The 20992-nt window shown below is 71.8% G+C and carries 20 protein-coding genes; 5 read left to right on the top strand and 15 right to left on the bottom strand.

Going from position 1 to position 20992, the window contains the following annotated elements; all coding sequences use genetic code 11:
- The first annotated feature begins 47 nt into the window (after nucleotides 1-47).
- Entirely contained in the window at nucleotides 48-662 is a 615-nt protein-coding gene (locus tag C4V41_RS22055) for a TetR/AcrR family transcriptional regulator (protein WP_235030300.1), read from the top strand.
- Nucleotides 659-1594, top strand: coding sequence for a hypothetical protein (locus C4V41_RS22050; protein WP_200824128.1), 936 nt, complete (start codon nucleotides 659-661; stop codon nucleotides 1592-1594). Before C4V41_RS22055 ends, C4V41_RS22050 begins: the two co-directional genes overlap by 4 nt.
- On the opposite strand, the gene C4V41_RS22045 is transcribed toward C4V41_RS22050, so the two are convergent.
- The 14 genes from C4V41_RS22045 to C4V41_RS21980 form a co-directional block, all read right to left on the bottom strand.
- Complete coding sequence (locus C4V41_RS22045) at nucleotides 1575-2339, bottom strand: class I SAM-dependent methyltransferase (RefSeq protein ID WP_103957773.1); 765 nt, start codon at nucleotides 2337-2339, stop codon at nucleotides 1575-1577. The two genes, C4V41_RS22050 and C4V41_RS22045, sit on opposite strands and share 20 nt — an antisense overlap.
- A complete protein-coding gene (locus C4V41_RS22040; RefSeq protein ID WP_103957772.1) occupies nucleotides 2339-3019 on the bottom strand; it encodes a DUF4191 domain-containing protein in 681 nt (226 codons plus the stop codon). Before C4V41_RS22040 ends, C4V41_RS22045 begins: the two co-directional genes overlap by 1 nt.
- Before the next feature lie 66 nt (nucleotides 3020-3085).
- Complete coding sequence (locus C4V41_RS22035) at nucleotides 3086-5404, bottom strand: glycoside hydrolase family 3 protein (protein ID WP_103957771.1); 2319 nt, start codon at nucleotides 5402-5404, stop codon at nucleotides 3086-3088.
- A 57-nt stretch (nucleotides 5405-5461) separates the two neighbouring features.
- On the bottom strand, nucleotides 5462-6265 hold the full coding sequence (locus C4V41_RS22030; RefSeq protein ID WP_103957770.1) for an alpha/beta fold hydrolase: 804 nt from the start codon (nucleotides 6263-6265) through the stop codon (nucleotides 5462-5464).
- Nucleotides 6241-6627: a VOC family protein gene (locus tag C4V41_RS22025; RefSeq protein ID WP_103957769.1), complete on the bottom strand. Its 387-nt coding sequence runs from the start codon at nucleotides 6625-6627 to the stop codon at nucleotides 6241-6243. Before C4V41_RS22025 ends, C4V41_RS22030 begins: the two co-directional genes overlap by 25 nt.
- Nucleotides 6628-6720: 93 nt before the next feature.
- Entirely contained in the window at nucleotides 6721-7677 is a 957-nt protein-coding gene (locus C4V41_RS22020) for an AraC-like ligand-binding domain-containing protein (RefSeq protein WP_103957768.1), read from the bottom strand.
- Nucleotides 7678-7751: 74 nt separating this feature from the next.
- Nucleotides 7752-8681, bottom strand: coding sequence for a lipoyl synthase (lipA, locus tag C4V41_RS22015; protein ID WP_103957767.1), 930 nt, complete (start codon nucleotides 8679-8681; stop codon nucleotides 7752-7754).
- An 88-nt stretch (nucleotides 8682-8769) separates the two neighbouring features.
- Complete coding sequence (locus C4V41_RS22010; RefSeq protein ID WP_103957766.1) at nucleotides 8770-9750, bottom strand: M48 family metalloprotease; 981 nt, start codon at nucleotides 9748-9750, stop codon at nucleotides 8770-8772.
- A gap of 58 nt (nucleotides 9751-9808) precedes the next feature.
- Nucleotides 9809-10501: a lipoyl(octanoyl) transferase LipB gene (lipB, locus tag C4V41_RS22005; RefSeq protein ID WP_103957765.1), complete on the bottom strand. Its 693-nt coding sequence runs from the start codon at nucleotides 10499-10501 to the stop codon at nucleotides 9809-9811.
- Nucleotides 10502-10538: 37 nt separating this feature from the next.
- The gene (locus tag C4V41_RS22000) at nucleotides 10539-11276 is read right to left on the bottom strand and encodes a Type 1 glutamine amidotransferase-like domain-containing protein (protein ID WP_103957954.1); all 738 of its coding nucleotides are present in this window, start codon (nucleotides 11274-11276) and stop codon (nucleotides 10539-10541) included.
- A gap of 36 nt (nucleotides 11277-11312) precedes the next feature.
- Nucleotides 11313-12206 carry a TIGR01777 family oxidoreductase gene (locus C4V41_RS21995; protein ID WP_103957764.1) on the bottom strand — a complete coding sequence of 298 codons (894 nt, stop codon included), beginning with the start codon at nucleotides 12204-12206 and terminating at the stop codon, nucleotides 11313-11315.
- A gap of 233 nt (nucleotides 12207-12439) precedes the next feature.
- Complete coding sequence (gene sucB, locus C4V41_RS21990; RefSeq protein ID WP_103957763.1) at nucleotides 12440-13903, bottom strand: 2-oxoglutarate dehydrogenase, E2 component, dihydrolipoamide succinyltransferase; 1464 nt, start codon at nucleotides 13901-13903, stop codon at nucleotides 12440-12442.
- A gap of 38 nt (nucleotides 13904-13941) precedes the next feature.
- Nucleotides 13942-15306, bottom strand: coding sequence for a dihydrolipoyl dehydrogenase (gene lpdA, locus C4V41_RS21985; protein WP_103957762.1), 1365 nt, complete (start codon nucleotides 15304-15306; stop codon nucleotides 13942-13944).
- Nucleotides 15307-15357: 51 nt separating this feature from the next.
- Nucleotides 15358-16827: a leucyl aminopeptidase gene (locus tag C4V41_RS21980; RefSeq protein WP_103957761.1), complete on the bottom strand. Its 1470-nt coding sequence runs from the start codon at nucleotides 16825-16827 to the stop codon at nucleotides 15358-15360.
- A 105-nt stretch (nucleotides 16828-16932) separates the two neighbouring features.
- Here C4V41_RS21980 and C4V41_RS21975 point away from each other — a divergent pair, with 105 nt between their 5' ends.
- The 3 genes from C4V41_RS21975 to C4V41_RS21965 are packed head-to-tail and all read left to right on the top strand — an operon-like array spanning nucleotide 16933 to nucleotide 19396.
- On the top strand, nucleotides 16933-17280 hold the full coding sequence (locus tag C4V41_RS21975; RefSeq protein WP_103957760.1) for a GntR family transcriptional regulator: 348 nt from the start codon (nucleotides 16933-16935) through the stop codon (nucleotides 17278-17280).
- Nucleotides 17277-18485, top strand: a complete 1209-nt coding sequence (locus C4V41_RS21970) for an SdpI family protein (RefSeq protein WP_103957759.1) — start codon at nucleotides 17277-17279, stop codon at nucleotides 18483-18485. Before C4V41_RS21975 ends, C4V41_RS21970 begins: the two co-directional genes overlap by 4 nt.
- A complete protein-coding gene (locus tag C4V41_RS21965) occupies nucleotides 18482-19396 on the top strand; it encodes a CPBP family intramembrane glutamic endopeptidase (protein ID WP_103957758.1) in 915 nt (304 codons plus the stop codon). The genes C4V41_RS21970 and C4V41_RS21965 overlap by 4 nt, the downstream gene beginning before the upstream one ends.
- Nucleotides 19397-19607: 211 nt before the next feature.
- Here C4V41_RS21965 and C4V41_RS65880 read toward each other — a convergent pair whose 3' ends face one another.
- On the bottom strand, nucleotides 19608-20990 hold the full coding sequence (locus C4V41_RS65880) for an adenosylcobinamide-GDP ribazoletransferase (RefSeq protein WP_160150355.1): 1383 nt from the start codon (nucleotides 20988-20990) through the stop codon (nucleotides 19608-19610).
- Between the last annotated feature and the right edge of the window lie 2 nt (nucleotides 20991-20992).

Genomic DNA, 20992 nt, shown 5'->3' with positions numbered 1-20992 from the left:
GCCGTACCGGGTTCAAAAATGTACCTGGTTCGGTTTATGCTGTCCGCATGATGATGGCGGGGCTCAGGGAGCGGAAGAAGGAAGAGACGCGGCGCCGGATCTCCGAGGTCGCGCTGCGGCTGTTCGACGAGCGCGGCTACGACGCCGTGACCGTCAACGAGATCGCCGAGGCGGCCGGCGTCGCCAAGGTGACGCTGTTCAACTACTTCCCGACCAAGGAATGTCTCGCCCTCGACGGCGTCGCGGACGACACGGCCGCGATCGTGGCCGGGTGCGCGGAGGGGCAGGCGCCGCTCGACGCCCTGCGCGCCCACTACCGGGCGATGGCCGGGCCGGGCGAGGTGGACGTCGAAGGGCTGCTGGCCAGGATCCGGGTGATCTCGGCGAGCCCGGCGCTGCTCGCGGGGGTCTACCAGACGCACGCCGGCCAGCGTTACGAACTGGCCGCCGCGCTCCAGGACGCGCTGGGCGACGCCGCGCCCGCACAGCTCATGGCCGCGCAGATCGCCGCCGTCATCACCACGCTCCAGGAGGCGTTCTTCCAGCGTCTGTCCACGGGCGTGCCGCTGGAGGAGGCGGGACGGCTCCTGGGGGAGGAGGTCGAGCTGGCGTTCGACCTCCTGGAACACGGCTTTATATCGATAAAAGGGGAAAAATCGTGAAAAAGGGGATCAACTATGACACGGGGTTCCTGCCGGGCGACGGGTCGCGCACGACGTTCGACCCCGGCATGGTCGCCCGCGAGATGAAGGCGATCGCCGGCGACCTGCACTGCCAGGTCGTCCGCGTCTCGGGGCGCGACCCCGAACGGCTGAGCGTGGCGGCGGAACGGGCCGCCGCCGAGGGCATGGAGGTCTGGTTCGCGCCGTTCCCGGTGGACCTCCCGGCGCAGGAGATCCTCTCCCTGTACGCCGACTGCGCCGACCGCGCCGAGTCGCTCCGCCGGAGCGGCGCCGAGGTGGTGCTCGTGACCGGCTGCGAGACCAGCGCCTTCTGCCCCGGTTACCTGCCCGGCGACACCTACATGGACCGGTTGCAGGTGATGGCCACGGCCGACATGGAGTTCTGGACGTCGCTGGGCCCGGTGATGGAGCGCTTCAACGGCTTCCTGACCGAGGCGGCCGAGGTCGCCAGGCCCCGGTTCGGCGGCCGGATCACCTATGCCGCCGGGCCGTGGGAGTTCATCGACTGGAGCCCGTTCGACCTGGTGGGCACGGACGCGTACCGGGCGGCGTACAACAAGGACACCTTCACCGATGAGCTGCGCGGCCATTTCCAGCACGGCAAGCCGGTCGCGGTGACCGAGTTCGGCACGTGCGCGTACACCGGGGCGGGAGACCTGGGCGGCATGGCCTGGTCGGTGCCCGAGGGCGCGGTGCCCGACGAGGGTGAGCAGGTCCGCTACTTCGGCGAGCTGCTAGACGCCTTTGAGAAGGAGGGCGTCGAGACGGCGCTCTGGTTCACCTGGGCCAGCTACAGCCGGCCGGGCGCGGCCGACCTGGGCGCGTACGGCGTGGTCAGGATGCTCGGCGAGACGACGTGGGAGCCCAAGGAGGTCTTCCACGCCATGGCCGCTAGATATTCGCGCAGCTGAAGATGGCCGTGCCCGGCAGGTGCCGGCCGCGCAGCGGGCTCCAGCCGCCCCACGCCCGCTCGTGCCCCTCGGGCCATTCGGGCTCCAGCAGCCCGGTGAGCCGCAGCCCGGAGGCCACGACGAGGTGCACCCAGTCGGCCATGGTGCGGTGGTGCTCGACGTAGGTGAGCGTGCCGTTCTCGTCGCGCTCCTCGTACGGGGAGCGATCGAAGTAGGACCGGTCGGAGGTCAGCCCGCGCGGCCCCGGGTCGTCGGGAAAGGCCCACCGGATGGGATGGCTCACCGAGAACACGAGCCGGCCGCCCGGCCGCAGCACCCTGCGCACCTCGCGCAGCACGGCCAGCGGATCGGCCACGAACGGCAGCGCCCCGTACGCCGAGCAGACGACGTCGAAGGCGCCACCGGCGAACGGCAGCGCCTCGGCGTCGGCCTGCAGCACGGGCACCCGCAGGCCCGTGCCGAGGTCGATGCGCTGGGAGTGACGGAGCTGGCGGTGCGAGATGTCGAACGCCGCCACCTCGGCCCCCTGCGTCACCAGCCACCGCGCGCACTGGGCGGCCCCGCAGCCGACCTCCAGGACCCGCCGCCCGCGCACCTCACCGAGGAGGTGCGCGGTGGCCTCGTCGACGCCCTCGGGGCACCACACGAACCCGCTGTCGCGCAGGAAGTCGCCGTGCTCGACCTGGTAGTCGTCGGCGTTGCCGTCCCACCAGTCGCGGTTGGCCCGCGACGAGAGCGAGGGCACTAGCGCATCTTGGGGCCGCGCGGCATGCGGGCGCCCTTGGGCATCGGGCCCTTGGGCAGCGGCATGTTGCGCGGCAGCGAGCGCAGCCGGTCTTTCACCTCGTTGACCGAGGGCTTCTTCAGGTTGCGCGGCAGCTTCATCAGGTGACGCTGCAGCTTGCCGAGCGGCACCTGCCCCTCGCCGTCACCACACTGGACGTCGTAGATCTCGATGCCCAGCACCACCCGCGCGACCCGCTTCTTCTCGGCCGCGAGCATCTTCGCCACCCGGTTGCCCGGCCCTTCGGACACCAGCACCACGCCGGGATAACCGACGACGAGGTGCACGAGGTCCTGGTCGCGGTTGACCGCGATGGCCGGGCTGACCTGCCAGTTGCCGCGCATGCCCTCCAGCACGGCGGCCGCGGCGCCGGTCTGGCCGTGCAGGATCGAGTATTGCGCCTTCTGCGCGAGCTGCCCGAACACCACCAGACCGACGGTGAACGCGGCCAGGATGCCGATGAACACCGAATACCACAGGTAGTCCGTGACCAGGCCGATCACCACGACCACCGCCAGCGTGCCCGCCGCCGAGAGGAAGACGATGGGCATGCCCTTGGGGTTGGCCTGCTTGATGATCCGCGCGATCATGCGGAGCTGCTTGATGCGCCCCGGCTTCTCTGGGTCCTCGGACTTTGCCATGCTCAGAAGGATACAAACCAACTGGTGCACTATGGAAAACGCGCCCCGGCTGTTTTGAGCCTGTGACTAGATCTTCACCATGGCGGACAGAGGCAGATCGGCGAAGCTGGAGCCCGCCCGTACCGTGTGCTCGCCCTCGACCGTGCGCCAGCCGTCCTCCCAGACCTGGAAGGCCCGCTCAGGCAGGAACACGGTGATGATGATGGTCTGTCCCGGTTCGGCCTCGACCACGTCGAACCCGGCCAGCCGGCCGCGCGGCCCCGCGTAGACCTGCACGACCTCCCGGCCGGGGCGGGTGCCCGTGTTGGTGACGGCCACGCTCACGGTGGTGCCGTCGACCGCGATCGAGTCGTAGGACCAGGTCGTGTAGCCCAGCCCGTGCCCGAACCAGAACGCGGGCGTCCCCTTCCACGCCGGATAGCCGATGAGGACGTCCTCGTCGTAGACCACCTTGCCGTCCCGCGGCGTCACGGTGGTCACGGGCGCGTCCTGAAGGGCGCGCGGCCAGGTCGTGGGCAGCCGCCCGCCCGGCTCGGCGTCCCCGAACAGCACGTCGGCCAGCGCCGCCCCGGCCTCCTGCCCCGGGAACCAGGTGAGCAGCACGGCGGCGACGTCGTCCGCCCACGGCATCTCGACCGGCGAGCCCGCGTTGACGACGACCACGGTGCGCGGGTTGGCGGCGGCCACCGCGCGGATCAGCTCGTCCTGCCGGCCCGGCAGCCTGAGGTCGGCGCGGTCGAAGCCCTCGCTCTCCACCTCCGGCGTGGTCGCGGCCACGACCACCGCCACGTCGCACTCCGACGCGACGCGCACGGCCTCGGCCATGAGCGCGTCCTCGCCGGGGCTCGGGTCGGCGTGGCCGAGCGTGAACGACACGAACGCCATGCCGGCGAACGTGCCCGCCGGGTGGGTCACGCTCAGCTCGTACGGCCGCCCCGACGTCATCGGCACGCTCACCCGGTGCTCCGGAGGCGACAGGAACGCCGCCGCCGGGTCGCCGCCCGGCAGGTCGATGGTGCCGTCGAAGACGGTCTCGCCGTCCACGGTGAGCGTGAACGGGCCCACGCCGGCCACGGACAACTGGTGCTCGCCCGTCTCTTCAGGCGTGTACGCCGCCACCAGCCGCACCGCCCTGAGCCGCTCGCCGTCCACGTCGGGCGGCAACTGGCCGACCCAGCGGGCCTCACCGGTGGGCACCGGATGCTCGGCCAGGACCGTGCCCTCCTCGTCCAGGAACCGCGCCGTGGCGGGGCAGGGGAGCGGCGACAGGCGGACGCGGGGGTCGGTGCCGAGGGCGTACCGGACCTCGGCGCGCTCACCGAGACCCTGCAGCGGTGAGACGATCCGGTCGGGGAAGACCTGCGCGCTCCCGCCGCCCATGACGCGCGCCTCCCGCGCGGCCGATCCGATCAGGGCGATCGTCCCGGGGGCGCGCAGCGGCAGGATCCCGTCGTTGGTCAGCAGCGTGAAGCCCCGCGTGGCGACCTCCCTGGCCAGCGCCACACCGTCGATATCCGATGACCTGACCGGGGCTTCCCCCAGGGCGCCGACACGTTCGGCCAGCCGCAGAATGCGGTGGACGCGGTCGTCGATGACGGACTCCGGCACCCGCCCCTCGCGCACCGCCGTCTCCAGCAGCTCGCCCCACGGCCCGGACGGCCCCGGCATGGCCACGTCGGTGCCGCCCATGGCGGCGGGCTCGGTCGAGCGCACGGCCGTCCAGTCGGACACGACGAACCCGTCGAACCCCCACTCGTCCTTCAGCACCCCGTGCACCAGCTCGGCGTGCTCGGTCATGGTGGTGCCGTTCACGGAGTTGTAGGCCGTCATGACGCCCCACGCCCCGGCCGCCACCATCCGCTCGAACGGCCGCAGGTACAGCTCCCGCAGCGCCCGCTCGCTCACCTGGACGTCCACGGTGAAGCGGTCGGTCTCGAAGTCGTTGGCCACGAAGTGCTTGGGCGTGGTGCCCACGCCGCCCTCCTGCACGCCCTCCACGTAGGCGGCGCCGATCTCACCCGTCAGGTACGGGTCCTCGGAGAAGCACTCGAAGTGCCGGCCGCCGAGCGGGGAGCGGTGCAGGTTGAGCGTGGGCGCGAGCAGGACGTGCACACCCTTGCGCCGGGCCTCCTGGGCGAGTAGTAGGCCCGCCCGCCTGACCAGGTCCACGTCCCACGTCGCGGCCAGCGCCGTCGGGCTCGGCAGGGCGATGGAGGGGTCGGCGGCGGTCCATTGCTCACCGCGTACGCCGATGGGCCCGTCGCTCATCACGAGCCGGTCGAGCCCGATCTGGGGCAGCGGTGGCAGGGACCACATGTCGGCCCCCGTGAGCAGGCGGATCTTGTCGGTCAGGTCGAGCCGGGAGATGAGTTCGTCGAAGTCCACGGGCTCAGTGTTCCCCAGAAAACCGAGTACTCGATAGGTTTGTTATCTTTGCGCAATCTATCGGGCGACAAAAAACTCCAGCAGCTCCGGCGCCAGCGCCTCGGGCGCCACGTTGTGCGCCTGTCCCTCCAGCACCCGCCGGACCGCGCCCGGCACCGCCGCCGCGACCGCCACGCCCGCGTTCGCCATCCACCCGGGGCTGAGCTCGCCGTTGAGCACCAGCGTCGGCTGAGTGATGGTGGCCAGCCGCGCGGCGGGCAGCGCGTTGCCGGGCCCCAGGACGGCCGCCTCGTAGGCGAGCGTGTGCGCCAGGGCCTCGATCTCCGGCCAGGACGGATCCGCCCGCATCCCGGCCACGGCCGCCGCCGGCACCTCGGCCGCCTCCACCATGAACCGCTCGGCCGCCTCCGCCCGCCGGCCCGCCGCGACGAGGTCGCCGAGCTGCCGCGCGAAGTCTTTCGGCAGCTCGGGGGCGGTGTCGTCCACGTGGTACGGCGGCTCCCACACCGCCAGTTTCGAGATCGCCGGAGTCACGACGGCCGCCTCCAGCGCCAGCGCGGCCCCCGAGGAGCCGCCGAACACCATGGCGGAACCGCCGGCCTCCGCGATGACGGCCGCCAGGTCCTCGATCTCCCGCTCAACCGCGTACGGCGCCGTGTCCCCGCTGCCGCCGCGCCCCCTGCGGTCGTAGCCGTACACCGTGAACCACGGCGCCAGCGAGGTCGCGATGGCGGTCATCATGGGGTGGCGCCGGTCCGCGAACGCGCCCTGCACCAGGACGACCGCGGGGCCCGCGCCGTACCGGTCGAAGGCGATCGCGGTGCCGTCCCGCGACTTCAGCTCGCCGGCTGCAGCAGGCACAGCGCCTCCCAGTGGTGCCCGTCGAGGTCGGCGAAGCCGCGCTGATACCTGATCCCGTCCTCCTGCTTCACCCCCGCCGGCGTCGCGCCGGCCGCCAGCGCGTTGTCCACCAGCTCGTCCACCTGGGCCGGGTTCTCCAGGCCGAGCACCAGGACGGCCTCGGTGCTCTTGCCGGCGTCGGCGATCTCCTTGGTGATGTACGACGAGAAGGCCGGCTCGGTCAGCAGCATGACCTGCGTCTGCTCGCTGATGACCACCGACGCCATGGTGTCGGCCATGCCGAACAGCGTGAAGCCGAGCTCGGTGAAGAACGCCTTCGACCGGTCCAGATCCTTGACCGGGAGGTTGACGAAGAGCTGCATGTCCCTGATCCCTTTCCTCCGTTGCGAACGACCTGAAGTCTGCCGCGCGGAGGGTGCCCCGGTCTTGCGTCACAGCGCCAGGAGGATTGACGTTCAGCGCACCAATCGGGCACGGCGGTATTCGGCGGGCGGGACCCCGTACGCGCGCCGGAACAACCTGCTGAAATGCGCCGAGTCGGGCAGCCCCCACCGGGCCCCGACGGCGCTCACCGGCTCGCTGCCGCCCCCGGACAGCTCCGCGCGGCACCGGTCGAGCCGCCGCTGCCGGATCCACCCGGCCACCGTCGTCTGCTCCGACTCGAACAGCCGGTGCAGGTAACGCACGGAGATGTGGTGGGCGGCGGCGATGGCCGCCGGATCGAGGCCGGCGTCGCCCAGGCGCTGCTCGATGAAGGCGTGGATCCGCGGCAGCAGCGTGCGCCGGCGCGACTCGGCGGCGGCGCGGCCGGCCTGCTCGGCGCGTTCGGCGACGGCGGTGCCGATCAGGTCCATCACCACGGTCGCGAGCCTCGCGGCGCTGCCGGGCGAGTAGGACTCGTAGTCGGTGGCCACCCGCCGCAGCAGCGGCCCGGCCAGCGCCCCCGCCCCGGACTCCGCGGTGATGGGCGTCGCGGTGAGCCCCGCGACGGAGTCGTACGGGACCGCGAGCAGGTCGTGCCGGAAGCTGAACACCGCCAGCTTCACCGCCGAGTCGTAGGCCAGGTCGTAGGGCCGGGTGAAGTCGTAGATCGCGAACTCGCCCGGGCCCAGCCGGGCCTGCCGGTCGTCCTGCTCCAGCCGCGTGCTGCCCGAGACGGTCAGCACCACCCGGTAGAGCTCGGGGCTGTCGCGCCGGATCAGGCGCGGGGTGCGGTGCACGCTGTGAGGCGTGGAGGTGTGGATCCGGCCGACGCCCACCGAGTCGAGCCGCCCGATCTCGATCTCGCCCCACAGCGGCGCGCCGGGGGCGATCTTCGTGTCGAGGGGGCCCAGTGTGTCGCACACGATGTCGCGCCAGGCGTCGTGACGATGCTCGGCGGGCAGGTCACTCGTGCGGATCAGAACGGCCATGCCCGCATGCTAGCGACGCCCCCTGACACGCGAAACGGCCCCGATGACGGGGCCGTCGCACGCTAAATGGCTTTTCAGGCGGTCTGGCGGGCCTCGATGGCCTGCTTGTAGAGCTTGCCCGCGCGGTAGGACGAGCGGACCAGCGGCCCGGACAGCACCCCGGCGAACCCGATGGCCTCCGCCTCGGCCTGCAGCTCGACGAACTCCTCCGGCTTGACCCACCGCTCCACCGGGTGGTGGCGCGGCGTCGGCCGCAGGTATTGGGTGATCGTCAGCAGGTCGGTGCCGGCCGCGTGCAGGTCGCGCATGGCCTCGGCGACCTCTTCGCGCGTCTCGCCCATGCCCAGGATCAGGTTGGACTTGGTGACCAGCCCGGCCTCACGGGCCGTGGTGATCACACCCAGCGAACGCTCGTAGCGGAACGCCGGCCGGATGCGCTTGAAGATGCGCGGCACCGTCTCGACGTTGTGCGCGAACACCTCGGGCTTGCTCGAAAAAACCTCTTCGAGCTGGTCGCGGTCGCCGTTGAAGTCGGGCACCAGCAGCTCGACGCCGCAGCCGGGCAGCAGCGCGTGGATCTGCCGCGCGGTCTCGGCGTAGAGCCAGGCCCCGCCGTCGGGCAGGTCGTCGCGCGCCACCCCGGTCACGGTCGCGTAGCGCAGGCCCATCTGCTGGACCGACTCGGCGACCCGGCGCGGCTCGTCGCGGTCGTATTCCTTCGGCTTGCCGGTGTCGATCTGGCAGAAGTCACAGCGGCGCGTGCACTGGTCGCCGCCGATCAGGAAGGTCGCCTCGCGGTCTTCCCAGCATTCGTAGATATTCGGACAGCCCGCCTCTTCACAGACCGTGTGCAGGCCCTCCCGGCGCACGAGCGATTTCAGCTCGGTGTATTCGGGGCCCGTCTTCAGCTTGGTCTTGATCCACGGGGGCTTGCGCTCGATGGGGGTTTCGGCGTTACGCACCTCCAGGCGGAGGAGCTTTCGGCCTTCAGGGGCAACGGTCACGCTTCTCAGCTTACGTCTCCTGGGGAAGCGGCCTGTTCCAGGGTCAGGAGATGAGGCTTGCGGGGGTCAGGAGATGAGGCTTCCGGGGTCAGGAGATGAGGCCGAAACCGCGGATCGCGCGAGCGTAGTGAGCGGCCAGCTCCTCGTCGATCCGCTCCGACTCGCCCAGGCCGAGCAGGTCGGAGTGCGGGAGCGAGGTGAGCACCCCGTCGTCGGTCAGCCGGAACCTGGCCACCGCGCCCTGCCTGATCGCCCCCACGCTCTCGCCGCGCAGCGCCGCCGCCTGGATCGGCGCCAGGTAGCCGCCGGCCGCCACCTCCTCCAGCTCGGCCAGCTCAGGCTCGGAGGCGACCCGGCGGGCCACGGCCCGCTGCCTGGCCAGCGTACGGCTCTCACCGGCGCGGGCCAGCCGGGTCAGCACGAAGCGGGCCAGCAGCACCGGCCCGCCGAACACCCGGCCGATCAGGCGGCCGAAGAAGCCCGCGACCTCGTACGTGGTCCCCGGGTGATCCAGCGCGCCCAGCGACGACGCCGCGATCTTGGCCTGCGCGTCCTCCCTGGCCCGCAGCGGCCGGGCCCCCAGCAGGGCGTCCTGCCATGCCTCCAGCGTGACGAGGGCCGCGGCCACGATCCGCTCGTCGCCGGTCGGCAGCCGCGCGTACGCGGTCGCCAGCAGCACGGCCCGCTGCTTCGGCGGCAGCGCCAGCCACAGCGGCAGGCCGACCACCAGGACCGGGGTACGCGCCAGTCCCATCCGGTCGTAGCGGGTCTCCGTGGCCAGGTCTCTGACCGCGATCTTCGCGGGCCGCTTGACGCCGATCCTGTCGGCCACACGCTCCGCGGCCCCGTACAGCTCAGGCGCCGACGAGCGTTCCAGCACCTCGGCGTCGGCGGGCAGGCGGTCGAGGCGGGGCCGCAGCATCCAGCCGATCGCCACGACGATGCCGCCGAGCATCCAGGCGAGGACCGAACCGGGGTCCCGCAGGATGATCCACCCGCCCAGCACGACGAAACCGATCGTCAGCAGGTGGACCAGGAGCGCGAGCACGAGAGCGGAAAGGCGCTTCACACGGCAGATCGTAAGCCGGAGATGTCGAGGTTTCCGCCACTGTCAGATGCCGATTCGGTCACCTCCGGAGGAGGTCCTCCTCGTGCAGATCGAACGGCTCCCTGCCGAGCGCCTCCGCCAGCCGCTTCTCCGCGATCGGGATGACCTCCTCGACCACGATGCGCCGGCCCGTCTCCGCCGACAGCGAGGAGACCCCCACGTCGGGCAGCCCGCACGGCGCGATCCGGTTGAACCAGCGCGGGTCGTTGGCGCAGTTGAGCGCGAAACCGTGCATGGTCACGCCGCGCGCCACCCGCAGCCCCACCGCGCCGAGCTGCCGGTCGGGCAGGCCGAGCGCCGCGTCGCCGACCGCCCACACCCCGCCGCGCCCCGGCACCCGCCGCGCCGTGACGCCGAAGTCGGCGCACACCTGGATCATCGTGTCCTCGAGGCGGCACGCGTACGCGGTCACGTCGGTGACGCCGACGATCGGGTAGGCCACCAGTTGCCCCGGCCCGTGCCACGTCAGGCGCCCACCCCGGTCGACGTCGATGACCGGGGTGCCGTCGGACGGCCGCTCGTGCGGGGCGGTGCGCTTGCCCGCGGTGTAGACGGGCGCGTGCTCCAGGATCAGGACGGTGTCGGTGAGCTCTCCGGCGGCGCGCTTGCCGTGCACCCAGCGCTGCAGCGACCAGGCCTGCTCGTAGGGGACGTCGACACCGAGGCGGACGATGGCGAGTGCGTGGGGATCGTCCCCGTGGATGGGGCGCATGAGCCTATTGTGCCGTTCCCTCACCCATGAAGGGTAATCAGGGGGTCAGCAACCGTGGCTCGATCCTGAACTCCTTTACCCTTCCATCGCCGTCGCTCTCCAACCGGTAGGCGTAGCCGGCCGGATCGACCGAGACCGCCTGGATGAACTCCGTGCCGACGTAGTGCAGCCCGACGCCCTCGTCGGCGGCGTAACCGGCGGGCAGCTCACCACTGGCCACCGACGCCTGCAGCAGCGTGCGCCGCTGCGGCTCGGAGTTGTAGTGCACCCCGCACGAGTAGGGCAGCAGCCCCATGCCCTCGGCCCACACCCGCAGCTCCGGCCCGAAGGAGTCGGTGTTGCCGCCGACGTGCCAGCACAGCGCGCCCGCGCTCTGCCCCGACAGCACCACCCCGGACCGCCACGCCTCCTCGAACATCTCGTCATAGCCGTGCAGCCGCCACAGCGCCATCAGGTTGGCCACGCTGCCACCGCTGACGTAGATCATGTCCTGTTCCAGCATCCAGGCGCGCGGATCGGCCACGTTGGGCATCGGGAACACCGTCAGGTGGCTCACCTCGACGTCCCAGCCCGCGAACGCGCCGTACATCTTCAGCACCCAGTCGGCCGCGTCACCGCCCGCCGTGGCGACCAGGCCCAGCTTCGGCCGGTCCTGACCCGTCAGGTCGAGGCCGTAGCGCAGCAGCGGGCTCGCCTCCATGAAGCTGTAGCGCCTGCTCGGGCGGAACGACCCGCCTCCGATGGCGAGGATGTGCGACTGTCCTGACCGGCTCATGTCAAGATTCTCCCACCTGCTGAGGACGAACGGCACCTAGAGTACGGCGGTCAGCGCCTCGTCGAGACGCGTATGAGAGAAGCGGAAACCGCTGTCCAGCAGCTTCCTCGGCTCCAGCCGGTGCGAGGACAGCAGCCCCTCGCGAGCGAACTCGCCGAGCCCCGCGGACAGCGCGAACGCCGGCGCGGGAATGGGCATCGTGCTCCGGTGCAGGGCTTTTCCGAAGGTACGGGTGAATTCGGCGTTCGTGACAGGGGACGGGGACGCGAAATTGACCGGCCCCTCCACCTCCCGATTTTTCAGGACATGTCGGGCGGCTCCCACCCAGTCGTCCACGCTGATCCACGACCAGTACTGCTTGCCCGACCCCAGCGGCGCCCCCATCCCGATCCGGAAGATCGGCAGCATCCGCCCGAGCGCCCCGCCGCGCCCGCTGAGCACCATCGCCGTCCGGGCCTGCACGGTCCTGATCCCCGCGTCCCCGGCCCGCCGGGCCTCGCCCTCCCACACCTCGCACAGGCCCGCCAGGAAGCCCTCGCCCCTGCCGTGGGTCTCGTCTATCACCCGGTCGCCGGTGCTGCCGTAGAAGTCCATCCCGGAGGCCGACAGGAACACCTCTGGCGGCCTGGACAGCTCGCCGAGCGCGCCGGCCAGCAGGCGCGTGCCCTCGACCCGGCTGGTGACGAGCTCGCGCTTGTACGCCTCGGTCCAGCGCCGGTCTCCGATCGACGCCCCGGCCAGGTGCACCACGGCCTCGGCGCCCTCGAGCGCGGCCCGGTCGACGGTCTGCTCGGCCGGCTGCCAGAACGCCTCGTCGTCGGCGCGGGGCGGGCGGCGTACGAGCTTGACGACCTCCTGCCCGTCGGCCCGCAGCGCCTCGACCAGCGCCGACCCGAGCAGCCCCGACGCCCCCGTCACGATGATCGCCATGCCCCCACAGTACGCCCGCCACCCCCGCCACGCGGTGAGCCCCGCGCACGCGAAAGGCCGGGCGACCCCCAAGGAGCCACCCGGCCTTTCCGGACGCGTTCGCCCAGCTTCACCGGACGCGTTCGCCGAGCTTCACCGGACGCGTTCGCCGAGCTTCACCGGGCACGTTCGCCCAGCGAAGCCGGACGCGCCCGCCCGGCTTCACCGGACGCGTTCACCCGGCCTTCGGCTCGTTACGCCAGGCCGAGCTGGGCCTCGAAGCGGCCCTCCTCGAGACGGCGCTTGATCGTCGTCAGGAAGCGAGCCGCGTCGGCGCCGTCGACCAGGCGGTGGTCGTAGGTCAGCGCCAGGTAGACCATCGACCGCACCGCGATGACCTCGCCCTCCGGCGTGTCGATCACCACGGGCCGCTTGACGACGGCGCCCGTGCCGAGCATGCCGACCTGCGGCTGGTTGAGGATCGGCGTGTCGAACAGGGCGCCGCGGCTGCCCGTGTTCGTCAGCGTGAACGTGCCGCCGGTGATCTCGTCGGGCGTCACCTGGTTGTTGCGGGTGCGCTCGGCCAGGTCGGTGACCTTGCGGGCGAGCCCGGCCAGGTTGAGGTCGCCGGCGTTCTTCACGACGGCCGCGAGCAGGCCACGGTCGGTGTCGACCGCCATGCCGAGGTTCTCGACGTCGAAGTAGGTGACCTCGTTGGTCTCGTTGTTGATCGTGGCGTTCAGCTTCGGGTGCTGCTTGAGCGCCTCGACCGTGGCCATCGCGAAGAACGGGGTGAAGGTCAGCTTCACGCCCTCACGGCGCAGGAAGTCGTCCTTCGCCCGCGCCCGCAGTTGCGCGATCTTCGTCACGTCGACCTCGACGACCGACGTGAGCTGCGCCGCCGTCTGCAGCGACTCGACCATGCGCTTGGCGATGGTCTGACGCAGGCGCGTCATCTTCTCCGTACGGCCGCGCAGGGTCGTGTCGACCTCCACGGGCTCGGGCTGCGGGGAGACCGGGGCGGGCGTGGTGGGCGTGGTGGCCTGGGCCGGAGCCGCGGCCGCCGGAGCGGCGGGAGCCGGCGCGGCCTGCGCGGCGGCCTTCTCGCGCTGCTCCTTGGCCGCCTCCAGCACGTCCTGCTTGCGGATCCGGCCACCCACGCCGGTGCCGTTGATGGCGTCGAGGTCGACACCGTGCTCGTTGGCGAGCTTGCGCACCAGCGGCGTCACGTACGGGCTGTCACCCGAGGACGGCTGCGCGGCCTGCTGGGCAGGCTGTGCCGCGGGCTGGGCGGCCGGCTGCGCCGGGGGAGCGGCCTGCGGCGCGGGCGCCGGAGCCGGGGCGGGCGCCTGGGCCTGGGCCGGAGCCGGCTGCGGGATCGAGGAGGCCGGAGCCGCCGGGGCGGGCTCAGGCTCGGGCTCGGGCTCCGGAGCCGGCGCGGGGGCCGCCTCCGCCGCCGGAGCGGACGCGCCCGGCTGACCGTTCTCGTCGATGACGGCGAGCTCGGCCCCGACCTCGACCGTCTCGTCCTCCGCCACGACGATCTTGGTGAGAACACCCGCGGACGGCGACGGGATCTCGGTGTCGACCTTGTCGGTCGACACCTCCAGGAGCGGCTCGTCAGCCTCGACGCGCTCGCCCTCCTTCTTCAGCCAACGGGTTACCGTGCCCTCGGTCACGCTCTCGCCGAGCTGGGGCATCTGTACGGAGACCGGCATCGTTATTCTTCTCTCGCGTTCTGATCTCGAGGGCTGGACTAGTTGTGTACGTGCAACGGCTTGCCGGCCAGAGCCAGCATCGCCTCACCCATGGCCTCGGACTGGGTCGGGTGTGCGTGGATGAGCTGGGCGACCTCTGCGGGCAGCGCCTCCCAGTTGTAGATCAGCTGACCCTCCGTGACGAGCTCGCCGATGCGCCGGCCCACCATGTGGACACCGACGACGGGACCGTCCTTCTGGGCGATGACCTTCACGGCGCCCGCAGTGCCGAGGATCTGGCTCTTGGGGTTGCCCGCGAGGTCGTAGACCTGCTCGACGATCTCGATGCCGCGCTCGGCCGCCTGGGCGGACGTGATGCCGACCGAGGCCACCTCCGGGTCGGAATAGGTGATGCGGGGCACGCCCGCGTAGTCGATGGGCGGCGGGTTGAGGCCGGCGATGTGCTCGGCCACCATGATGCCCTCCGCGAACCCGGCGTGCGCGAGCTGCAGCGTCGGGATCAGGTCGCCGATGGCGTAGATCCCGGGCACCGACGTACGGCAGTGCTCGTCGACCACGACGGCGCCGCGCTCGACCGTGACGCCCTGCTCCTCGAAGCCCATGCCCGCCGACACCGCGCCGCGGCCGACCGCGACCAGCAGCAGCTCGGCGTCGAGCGTCTTGCCGTTGGCCAGGGTGACGACCACGCCCGTCTCGGTCGTCTTGACGCCGTCGAAGAAGACGCCCAGCTCGTATTTGATGCCGCGGCGGCGGAAGGCCCGCTCGAGCAGCTTGGAGCTGGACTCCTCCTCGGTCGGCAGCAGGTGCGGCAGCGCCTCGACGATCGTGACCTCGGCCCCGAACGAACGGTAGACGCTCGCCAGCTCGACGCCGATCACACCGCCGCCCAGCACGATCACCGACGCGGGCACGCGGTCCATCTTCAGCGTGTGCTCGCTGGTGATGACCCGCTCGCCGTCGATCTCCAGCCCGGGCAGCGACTTGGGCGCCGAGCCGGTGGCCAGGACGAGGTTGCGGCCCTCGACGACCTCCGAGCCCACCTGGATCCGGTTGGCGCCGACCAGCCGGCCCTCGCCCTCGACGATGGTCACGCCCGCGCCCTTCAGCAGGCCCTGCACGCCCTTCCAGGCCCGCGTGACGATCTTGTCCTTGAAGGCGTGGACGCCCTGGACGTCGATGCCCTCGAAGCGCGCCTTGACGCCGTAGGACTCGCTCTCGCGGGTCTCGTCCGCGATCTCGGCGGAGTGCAGCAGGGCCTTCGTGGGGATGCATCCCCTGTGGAGGCAGGTGCCGCCGATCTTGTCCCTTTCGATCAGGGCGACCGACTTGCCCAGCTCAGCCGCCCGAAGCGCGCAGGCGTAACCGCCGCTGCCGCCCCCTAGGACGACGATGTCATAGGCCACAGGAAGGCTCCTTGTCGGGGTGTACGTGATGCCGTCATCTTTTCATTTGTTTCAGATGCTCGCGTGCCGCTCGGCGAGTCCGATGAGAGTGCGGGTGATGGCGCCGGTGCCGCCCTTCGGCGTGTAACCGTGCGCCTCGCCCTTGTTGAAGGCGGGTCCGGCCATGTCGATGTGCGCCCAGCGCACCCCGTCGGGCACGAACTCCTTCAGGAAGATGCCCGCCGCCAGCATGCTGCCCCAGCGCTCCGGCTGGAGGTTGGCGATGTCGGCGATCGGGGAGTCGAGGCCCTTGCGCAGTTCCTCGGGCAGCGGCATGCCCCACGCGCCTTCGCCGACGGCGCCCGCGGCCTCGACCACCAGCTCCCTGATGGCATCGTCGTTGGCCATGACGCCGGCGGTGCGCCAGCCGAGCGCGACGATCTGCGCGCCGGTGAGCGTCGCCACGTCGACGATCAGGTCGGGGCCGTCCTCGGCGGCCCTGGCGATGCCGTCCATCAGCACCAGGCGGCCCTCGGCGTCGGTGTCGAGCACCTCGACCGTCTTGCCGCTGTAGCTGTGGATCACGTCGGAGGGCCGCTGGGCGGTGCCGCTCGGCAGGTTCTCCGCCAGGCACAGGTAGCCGACGGCGTTGACCGGCAGGCCGAGCCTGGCGATGCCGATCAGCGCGCCGAGCACGGCGCCCGCGCCGCCCATGTCGGATTTCATCCAGTCCATGGCGGCCGACGGCTTGAGCGACAGGCCGCCCGAGTCGAACGTGATGCCCTTGCCCACGAAGGCGAGGGTCTTGGCGGCATCGGGGTGGTTGTAGGCCAGGCGCACCAGGCGCGGCGGGTTGGCCGAGCCCTGGCCGACGCCCACGAGGCCGCCGTAGCCGCCGTCCTTGAGCTGCTTGTCGTCCAGCACCTCGACGCTCAGCCCGGCCTTGCCGCCCACCTGCTCGGCGATCTCGGCGAACTTGGCCGGCCACAGGTCGGAGGGCGGCGTGTTGACCAGGTCGCGGACCAGGCCGACCGCCTCGGCCAGCACGCTCGCGCGCTCGGCCACCGCCTCGGGCTCACCGGAGATCACGGTCAGCTCGGAGACCGGCGCCTTCTGCCCGTCGCCGGTGCGGTAGCGGGCGAAGGCGTACGCGCCGAGCAGCCCGCCCAGCGCCACGGCCTCGGCCTCCTCCGCGGTGCCCGCGGGCAGCGCGAGGGCGGCGCGGGCGGTGCCGGCCAGGGAGCGTACGGCGGCGCCGGCGGCGCGGCGCAGACCCTCGGGGTCGGGGGAGTCGCCCAGGCCGACGGCGACCAGCAGCGGCGCGGAGATGGCGCCGAACGTCGGCAGCTTGGCCAGCTCACCCGCCTTGCCGGAGAAGGCGACGGCGCCGAGCGAGGCGGCGAGCTTGCCGCCGAAGGCGGCCTCGAGCGACTCGGCCCCCGTCGCGGGGGTGGGGCCGTCCTGGCCTGACCGGAAGCCGACGACCAACGCGTCGGTGTCGATGGAGACTGGATCTGCTGAGTTCAGCCGCACAGTGGTCACGTAAACCGATGCTATCCACGGTTTCTACGTACTCACAAACAGGGGTTCATCCTACCATTCGCCGGTCCCGGAATCCTGCGCGATGGTGCTACCATCATTGGCACCATGTTGCTGACCCTCGACCTCAATGACGCCCGGCCCCTGCACGAGCAGGTCGCGGGCGCCATTCGCCGCGCCATCGGCGAGGGCTCCTACCGGCCGGGCGACCGCCTGCCGCCGGCCCGCGACCTCGCCGGCGCGCTGGGCATCAACGCCAACACCGTCCTGCGCGCCCTGCGCGAGCTGCGGGACGAGGGCCTGCTGGAGTTCCGGCGAGGCCGCGGCGTCAGCGTGGCGGGCCGCGCCGACGGGCGCGCCCTGCTCACGCAGCGGGCGCGCGAGCTGCTCGAGGAGGCCGCGAAATACGGCTACAGCCGTGCGGACCTCATCACGATCCTGGAGGAACTGACGTGAGACCCCGTGTCATCGCCGCCGCGTGGGGCCTGGCCGTGACCGCCGCGCTGCTGCTGACCTCCTTCGCCGTACGCGACCACCTGCCCGATCCCATGGCCACGCACTGGGGGCTCGGCGGGGCGCCCAACGGCTCCAGCACGTTCGCCGCCCACGTGGTCACGATCACGCTCACCTGGGCCGTGCTGTGCGCGGTCCTGCTGGCGGCCGGCCTGCGCGGGCGCGCCCGCCGGGCGATCTCGTGGAGCGCGCTCTTCGGCACGGGCGTGCTCCTGCTCGCCGCCAACACCTCGACACTGGCGGCCAACCTCGACGCCTCCGGCTGGCGGGCGGCCTCACTGCCGGCCTGGAACCTCCCCGTGATCCTCGCGGCCGCCCTCCTCGCCGGCTATGCGAGCAGAGGCACCCTTGGCCCACGCACCTCCGAACGCCACGCGCGGCGCACTCCCGAGGACCACGCGCAGTCCGCCTGGGAGGGCCACGCCCCGCCCGCTTCCGGGGGCCACGCACGGCTCACCTCCGAGGGCCGCACACCACCGGCCTCCGAAGGCCACGCACCACTGGCCTCTGAGGGCCACGCACGGCTCACCTCCGAGGGCCGCACACCACTGGCCTCTGAGGGCCACGCACCACGCGCGCCCGAAGGCCGCACACCACTCGCCCCTGAGGGTCATGTACCGCCCATCCTCGAGGGCCAGGCACCGCCCCGTCTCCGGCTCACGCCCGGCCGGCGGACGGTCTGGGTCGGCCGGGCCACCAACCGCTGGCTCACCCTGGTCGGGCTCGTCTCGCTCGCCGTCATCGCCGTGGTGGGCACGCTGACCCTCCTCGGCACCCTGCCGCGAAGCGCCGTCGGCGCGACCCTGCCGCCCATCGCTCTCGTGTTCCTGCTCACGCTCGTGACCACGTCCGTCACCGTCGGGGCCGGGGGCGACACGGTCAGGATCGGGCTCGGCCCGCTCCGCCTGCCGGCGCGCCGGATCCGGCTGTCCGTGATCGACTCCGCCTGGGCCGAGGAGCGCCTGCCGGGAGATGTGGGCGGCTGGGGCTTTCGCGGAGTGCCGGGAAGCGCCACCATCATGCTGCGTGGTGGCGAATGCCTGGTCCTCCGCTACCGTTCCGGCGGTCGGCTGGCGATCAGCGTCGACGACGCCGAGCGCGGCGCATCCCTCATCAACGCCCTCATCGCGGAGCGTGTTAATACATGAAAAGACCTCTGCTCATCTTCATCGTCCTGGCCTTCGGGCTGTCATGGGCGGCGGCGCTGCCCCTCTGGCTCGACGGCGGGCTCGCCTCGCCGCTCATGACCGGGCTGGCCACGCTGATGATGTTCACGCCGGCGGTGGGCGTGCTGGGCGTGTGGGCCGTCTCGCGCGCGCCGTTCCGCGAGTGGGCCGCGCTGACCGGCCTGACGCTCGGCGAGCGCAAGAAGCGCACGGGGGCGCTCGTGCTGGCCGCGTGGCTCGGCGTGCCACTGCTGGTGTTCCTGGCCGTGGGGCTCAGCGCCGCCGTCGGGCTGGTCTCACTGGATCTCGACCGGTTCAGCCTGCTCAGGGCGGCGCTGGAGGCCCGGGGCATGGCCGTACCAGCCGACCTGGGCACGGTGGCGATCCTGCAGATCGTGGTGGCACTCGTGGCAGGGCCCGTGCTGAACGCGATCCCGGTGCTGGGGGAGGAGTGGGGCTGGCGCGGCTGGCTGCTGCCCCGGCTCCTTTCCACGAACGGTACGGTCGCCGCGCTGCTGATGTCCGGCGCGATCTGGGGCCTCTGGCACGCCCCGCTCACCCTGCTCGGCTACAACTACCCGAGTCTGGGGTCGTGGGCGGCGCTCTACTTCATCGGCTTCTGCATGCTGTTCGGGGTGCTGCTGGGGTGGCTGCGGCTGCGTACCGGCAGCGTGTGGCCCGCGGTGGTGGCGCACGGCTCCCTCAACGCCGTCGCCCCGCCCGCCCTGCTCCTCGGCAACGCCGCCGCACCTCCGAACGAGGTCCTGATCGGGATCACCGGCCTGGTGGGCTGGGTTCTGCTGGCCGTGGCCGGCGCGGCCCTCCTCCGCTTCTCCCCACTACGCCGCCCACAACCGGCCACCCCACCCGTCCCAGAACCAGAACCGTCTTAGAGCCGCCCCGCCTTCGAGTCTGGCCTGACTCGAAGCGTGGTCTGTCTCGGTGGCTGAGGTCTCTCTGGGCCTGAGCCGTCTTTGAGCCTGACCCGGCGCGGAATCCGGCCCTCTTGGAGTCTGAGCCGTTTCGGAACCTGGCCCGTTTCGGAACCTGGTCCGCTCCAGGGCCTGGCCATCTCAGAGCCTGGGCCGTCAGAAGCCTGGGCCGTCAGAAGAGGATGACCGTCGCGACCAGCGTCGTGGCCGTGGCGGTCTCCACGAGGGCGCCCAGGACGTCACCGGTGATCCCGCCGAGGCGGCGCCTGGCGTGCCGGAGCAGCAGCAGGGCGGCGGCGAGCCCGGCGAGCAGCGCGACCGGCGCCGCGACCACCCCTGGGACCCCCAAGCCGGTCGGCCCGGCCTCTGCAGGGAGTCTCAGCCAGTTCGGCTTGGCCTCCGCGGGCAGTCCCAGGCCGCCCGGCGCGGCTTTCGCGGAGAGCCCATGCCCGTTTGGTTCGGCCGCTGCGGGGAGTTTCAGCCTGCCTGGCCTGGCGTTCTCGGGGAGCTCAGGTCCTCCTGGTTCGGCTTCTCCAGGGAGCCCAAACCCGTTTGGTCCGGCCGCTGCGGAGAGTTTCAGCCTGCTTGGCCTGGCATCTGCGGGGAGCTCGGGTCCGCCTGGTTCGGCTTTCCCACGGAGCCCAGGCCCTTCCGGTTCGGCCTCCGTGTGGAGCCCGGGTTCGCCTGGCCCGGCTCTTGAGGGGAGCCCAAGCCCAGCTGGGCCGGTCCCTGAGGCGAGTTCGAGCCCGCTCGGTGCGGCGTTCGTGGGGAGCTCATGGCCGCTCGGCCGGGTCTCAGCGGGAAGTCTCGGCCAGTCTGGCCTGGTCTCGGCGGGGAGTCTCGGCCAGTCCGGTCCGGTCTCTGCGGGGATTCCCAGGCCGCTTGGCACGGCTCTTGCGGGGAGCGCATGTCCGCTCGGGCCGGCCCCTGCGGAGAGTTCCAGCCCGGTCGGCCCGGTGCCCTTGAGGAGGGTCGTTGCCGGGGTGGGGAGTAGGCCGAGGGCGGCGGTGGCCAGGAGGGCGGTCAGGGTGACGAGCCAGGCGGTGGAGCGGCGTACCGTGCCTGCGACCATCGCGCCGAGGCCGTCGGGGCGTGCGGCGGGTACGCCTGACCGGCAGGCCCATGTCAGGGTCAGGCGGCCGGCCACGCAGGCCGTCACCAGGGCGGCGTACCCGGCGGATGCCAGTGCGGTCGTCTGGATGAGCAGCGTGAAGACCAGGGTGATGACGCCGAACGGTCCTATGTCGGACTTTTTCATGATGTCGAGCGCTTGCGGGGCCGGTTTGCCGCTTCCCAGGCCGTCCGCGAGGTCGGCGAGTCCGTCGAGGTGCAGTCCCCGTGTGAGCAGGGCCAGCAGGCCGAGTGCCAGTGCCGCCCCCAGGAGCGGTGGCAGGGGGAGCAGCGACGGGAGTCCGGCGACCAGGCCGAGCGCCAGCCCGACCGCCGGGGCCAGTGCCATCGCCTGGCCCGCGATCTCCCGATCCACCCGTTCCACGCGTACGGGAAAGATGCTGAGCGTGCCCACGGCGAACCGCAGCCCGTGCACCAGACGCATAA

This window comes from Nonomuraea solani (assembly GCF_900108335.1).
GTDB lineage: Bacteria > Actinomycetota > Actinomycetes > Streptosporangiales > Streptosporangiaceae > Nonomuraea > Nonomuraea solani.
Note: the sequence above shows the minus strand (reverse complement) of the source record. Positions and strands in the feature narration are given on the sequence as shown.

What these genes read in the sequence shown, in the direction of transcription:
- C4V41_RS21995 (WP_103957764.1), bottom strand. Translation starts at nt 12,206, where the DNA reads ATGGCGATCATCGTGACGGGGGCGTCGGGGCTGCTCGGGTCGGCGCTG.
- C4V41_RS65880 (WP_160150355.1), bottom strand. Translation starts at nt 20,990, where the DNA reads ATGCGTCTGGTGCACGGGCTGCGGTTCGCCGTGGGCACGCTCAGCATC.
- C4V41_RS21975 (WP_103957760.1), top strand. Translation starts at nt 16,933, where the DNA reads ATGTTGCTGACCCTCGACCTCAATGACGCCCGGCCCCTGCACGAGCAG.
- C4V41_RS22025 (WP_103957769.1), bottom strand. Translation starts at nt 6,627, where the DNA reads ATGCAGCTCTTCGTCAACCTCCCGGTCAAGGATCTGGACCGGTCGAAG.
- sucB (WP_103957763.1), bottom strand. Translation starts at nt 13,903, where the DNA reads ATGCCGGTCTCCGTACAGATGCCCCAGCTCGGCGAGAGCGTGACCGAG.
- C4V41_RS22040 (WP_103957772.1), bottom strand. Translation starts at nt 3,019, where the DNA reads ATGGCAAAGTCCGAGGACCCAGAGAAGCCGGGGCGCATCAAGCAGCTC.
- C4V41_RS21965 (WP_103957758.1), top strand. Translation starts at nt 18,482, where the DNA reads ATGAAAAGACCTCTGCTCATCTTCATCGTCCTGGCCTTCGGGCTGTCA.
- C4V41_RS22020 (WP_103957768.1), bottom strand. Translation starts at nt 7,677, where the DNA reads ATGGCCGTTCTGATCCGCACGAGTGACCTGCCCGCCGAGCATCGTCAC.
- C4V41_RS22000 (WP_103957954.1), bottom strand. Translation starts at nt 11,276, where the DNA reads ATGAGCCGGTCAGGACAGTCGCACATCCTCGCCATCGGAGGCGGGTCG.
- C4V41_RS22055 (WP_235030300.1), top strand. Translation starts at nt 48, where the DNA reads ATGATGATGGCGGGGCTCAGGGAGCGGAAGAAGGAAGAGACGCGGCGC.
- lipB (WP_103957765.1), bottom strand. Translation starts at nt 10,501, where the DNA reads ATGCGCCCCATCCACGGGGACGATCCCCACGCACTCGCCATCGTCCGC.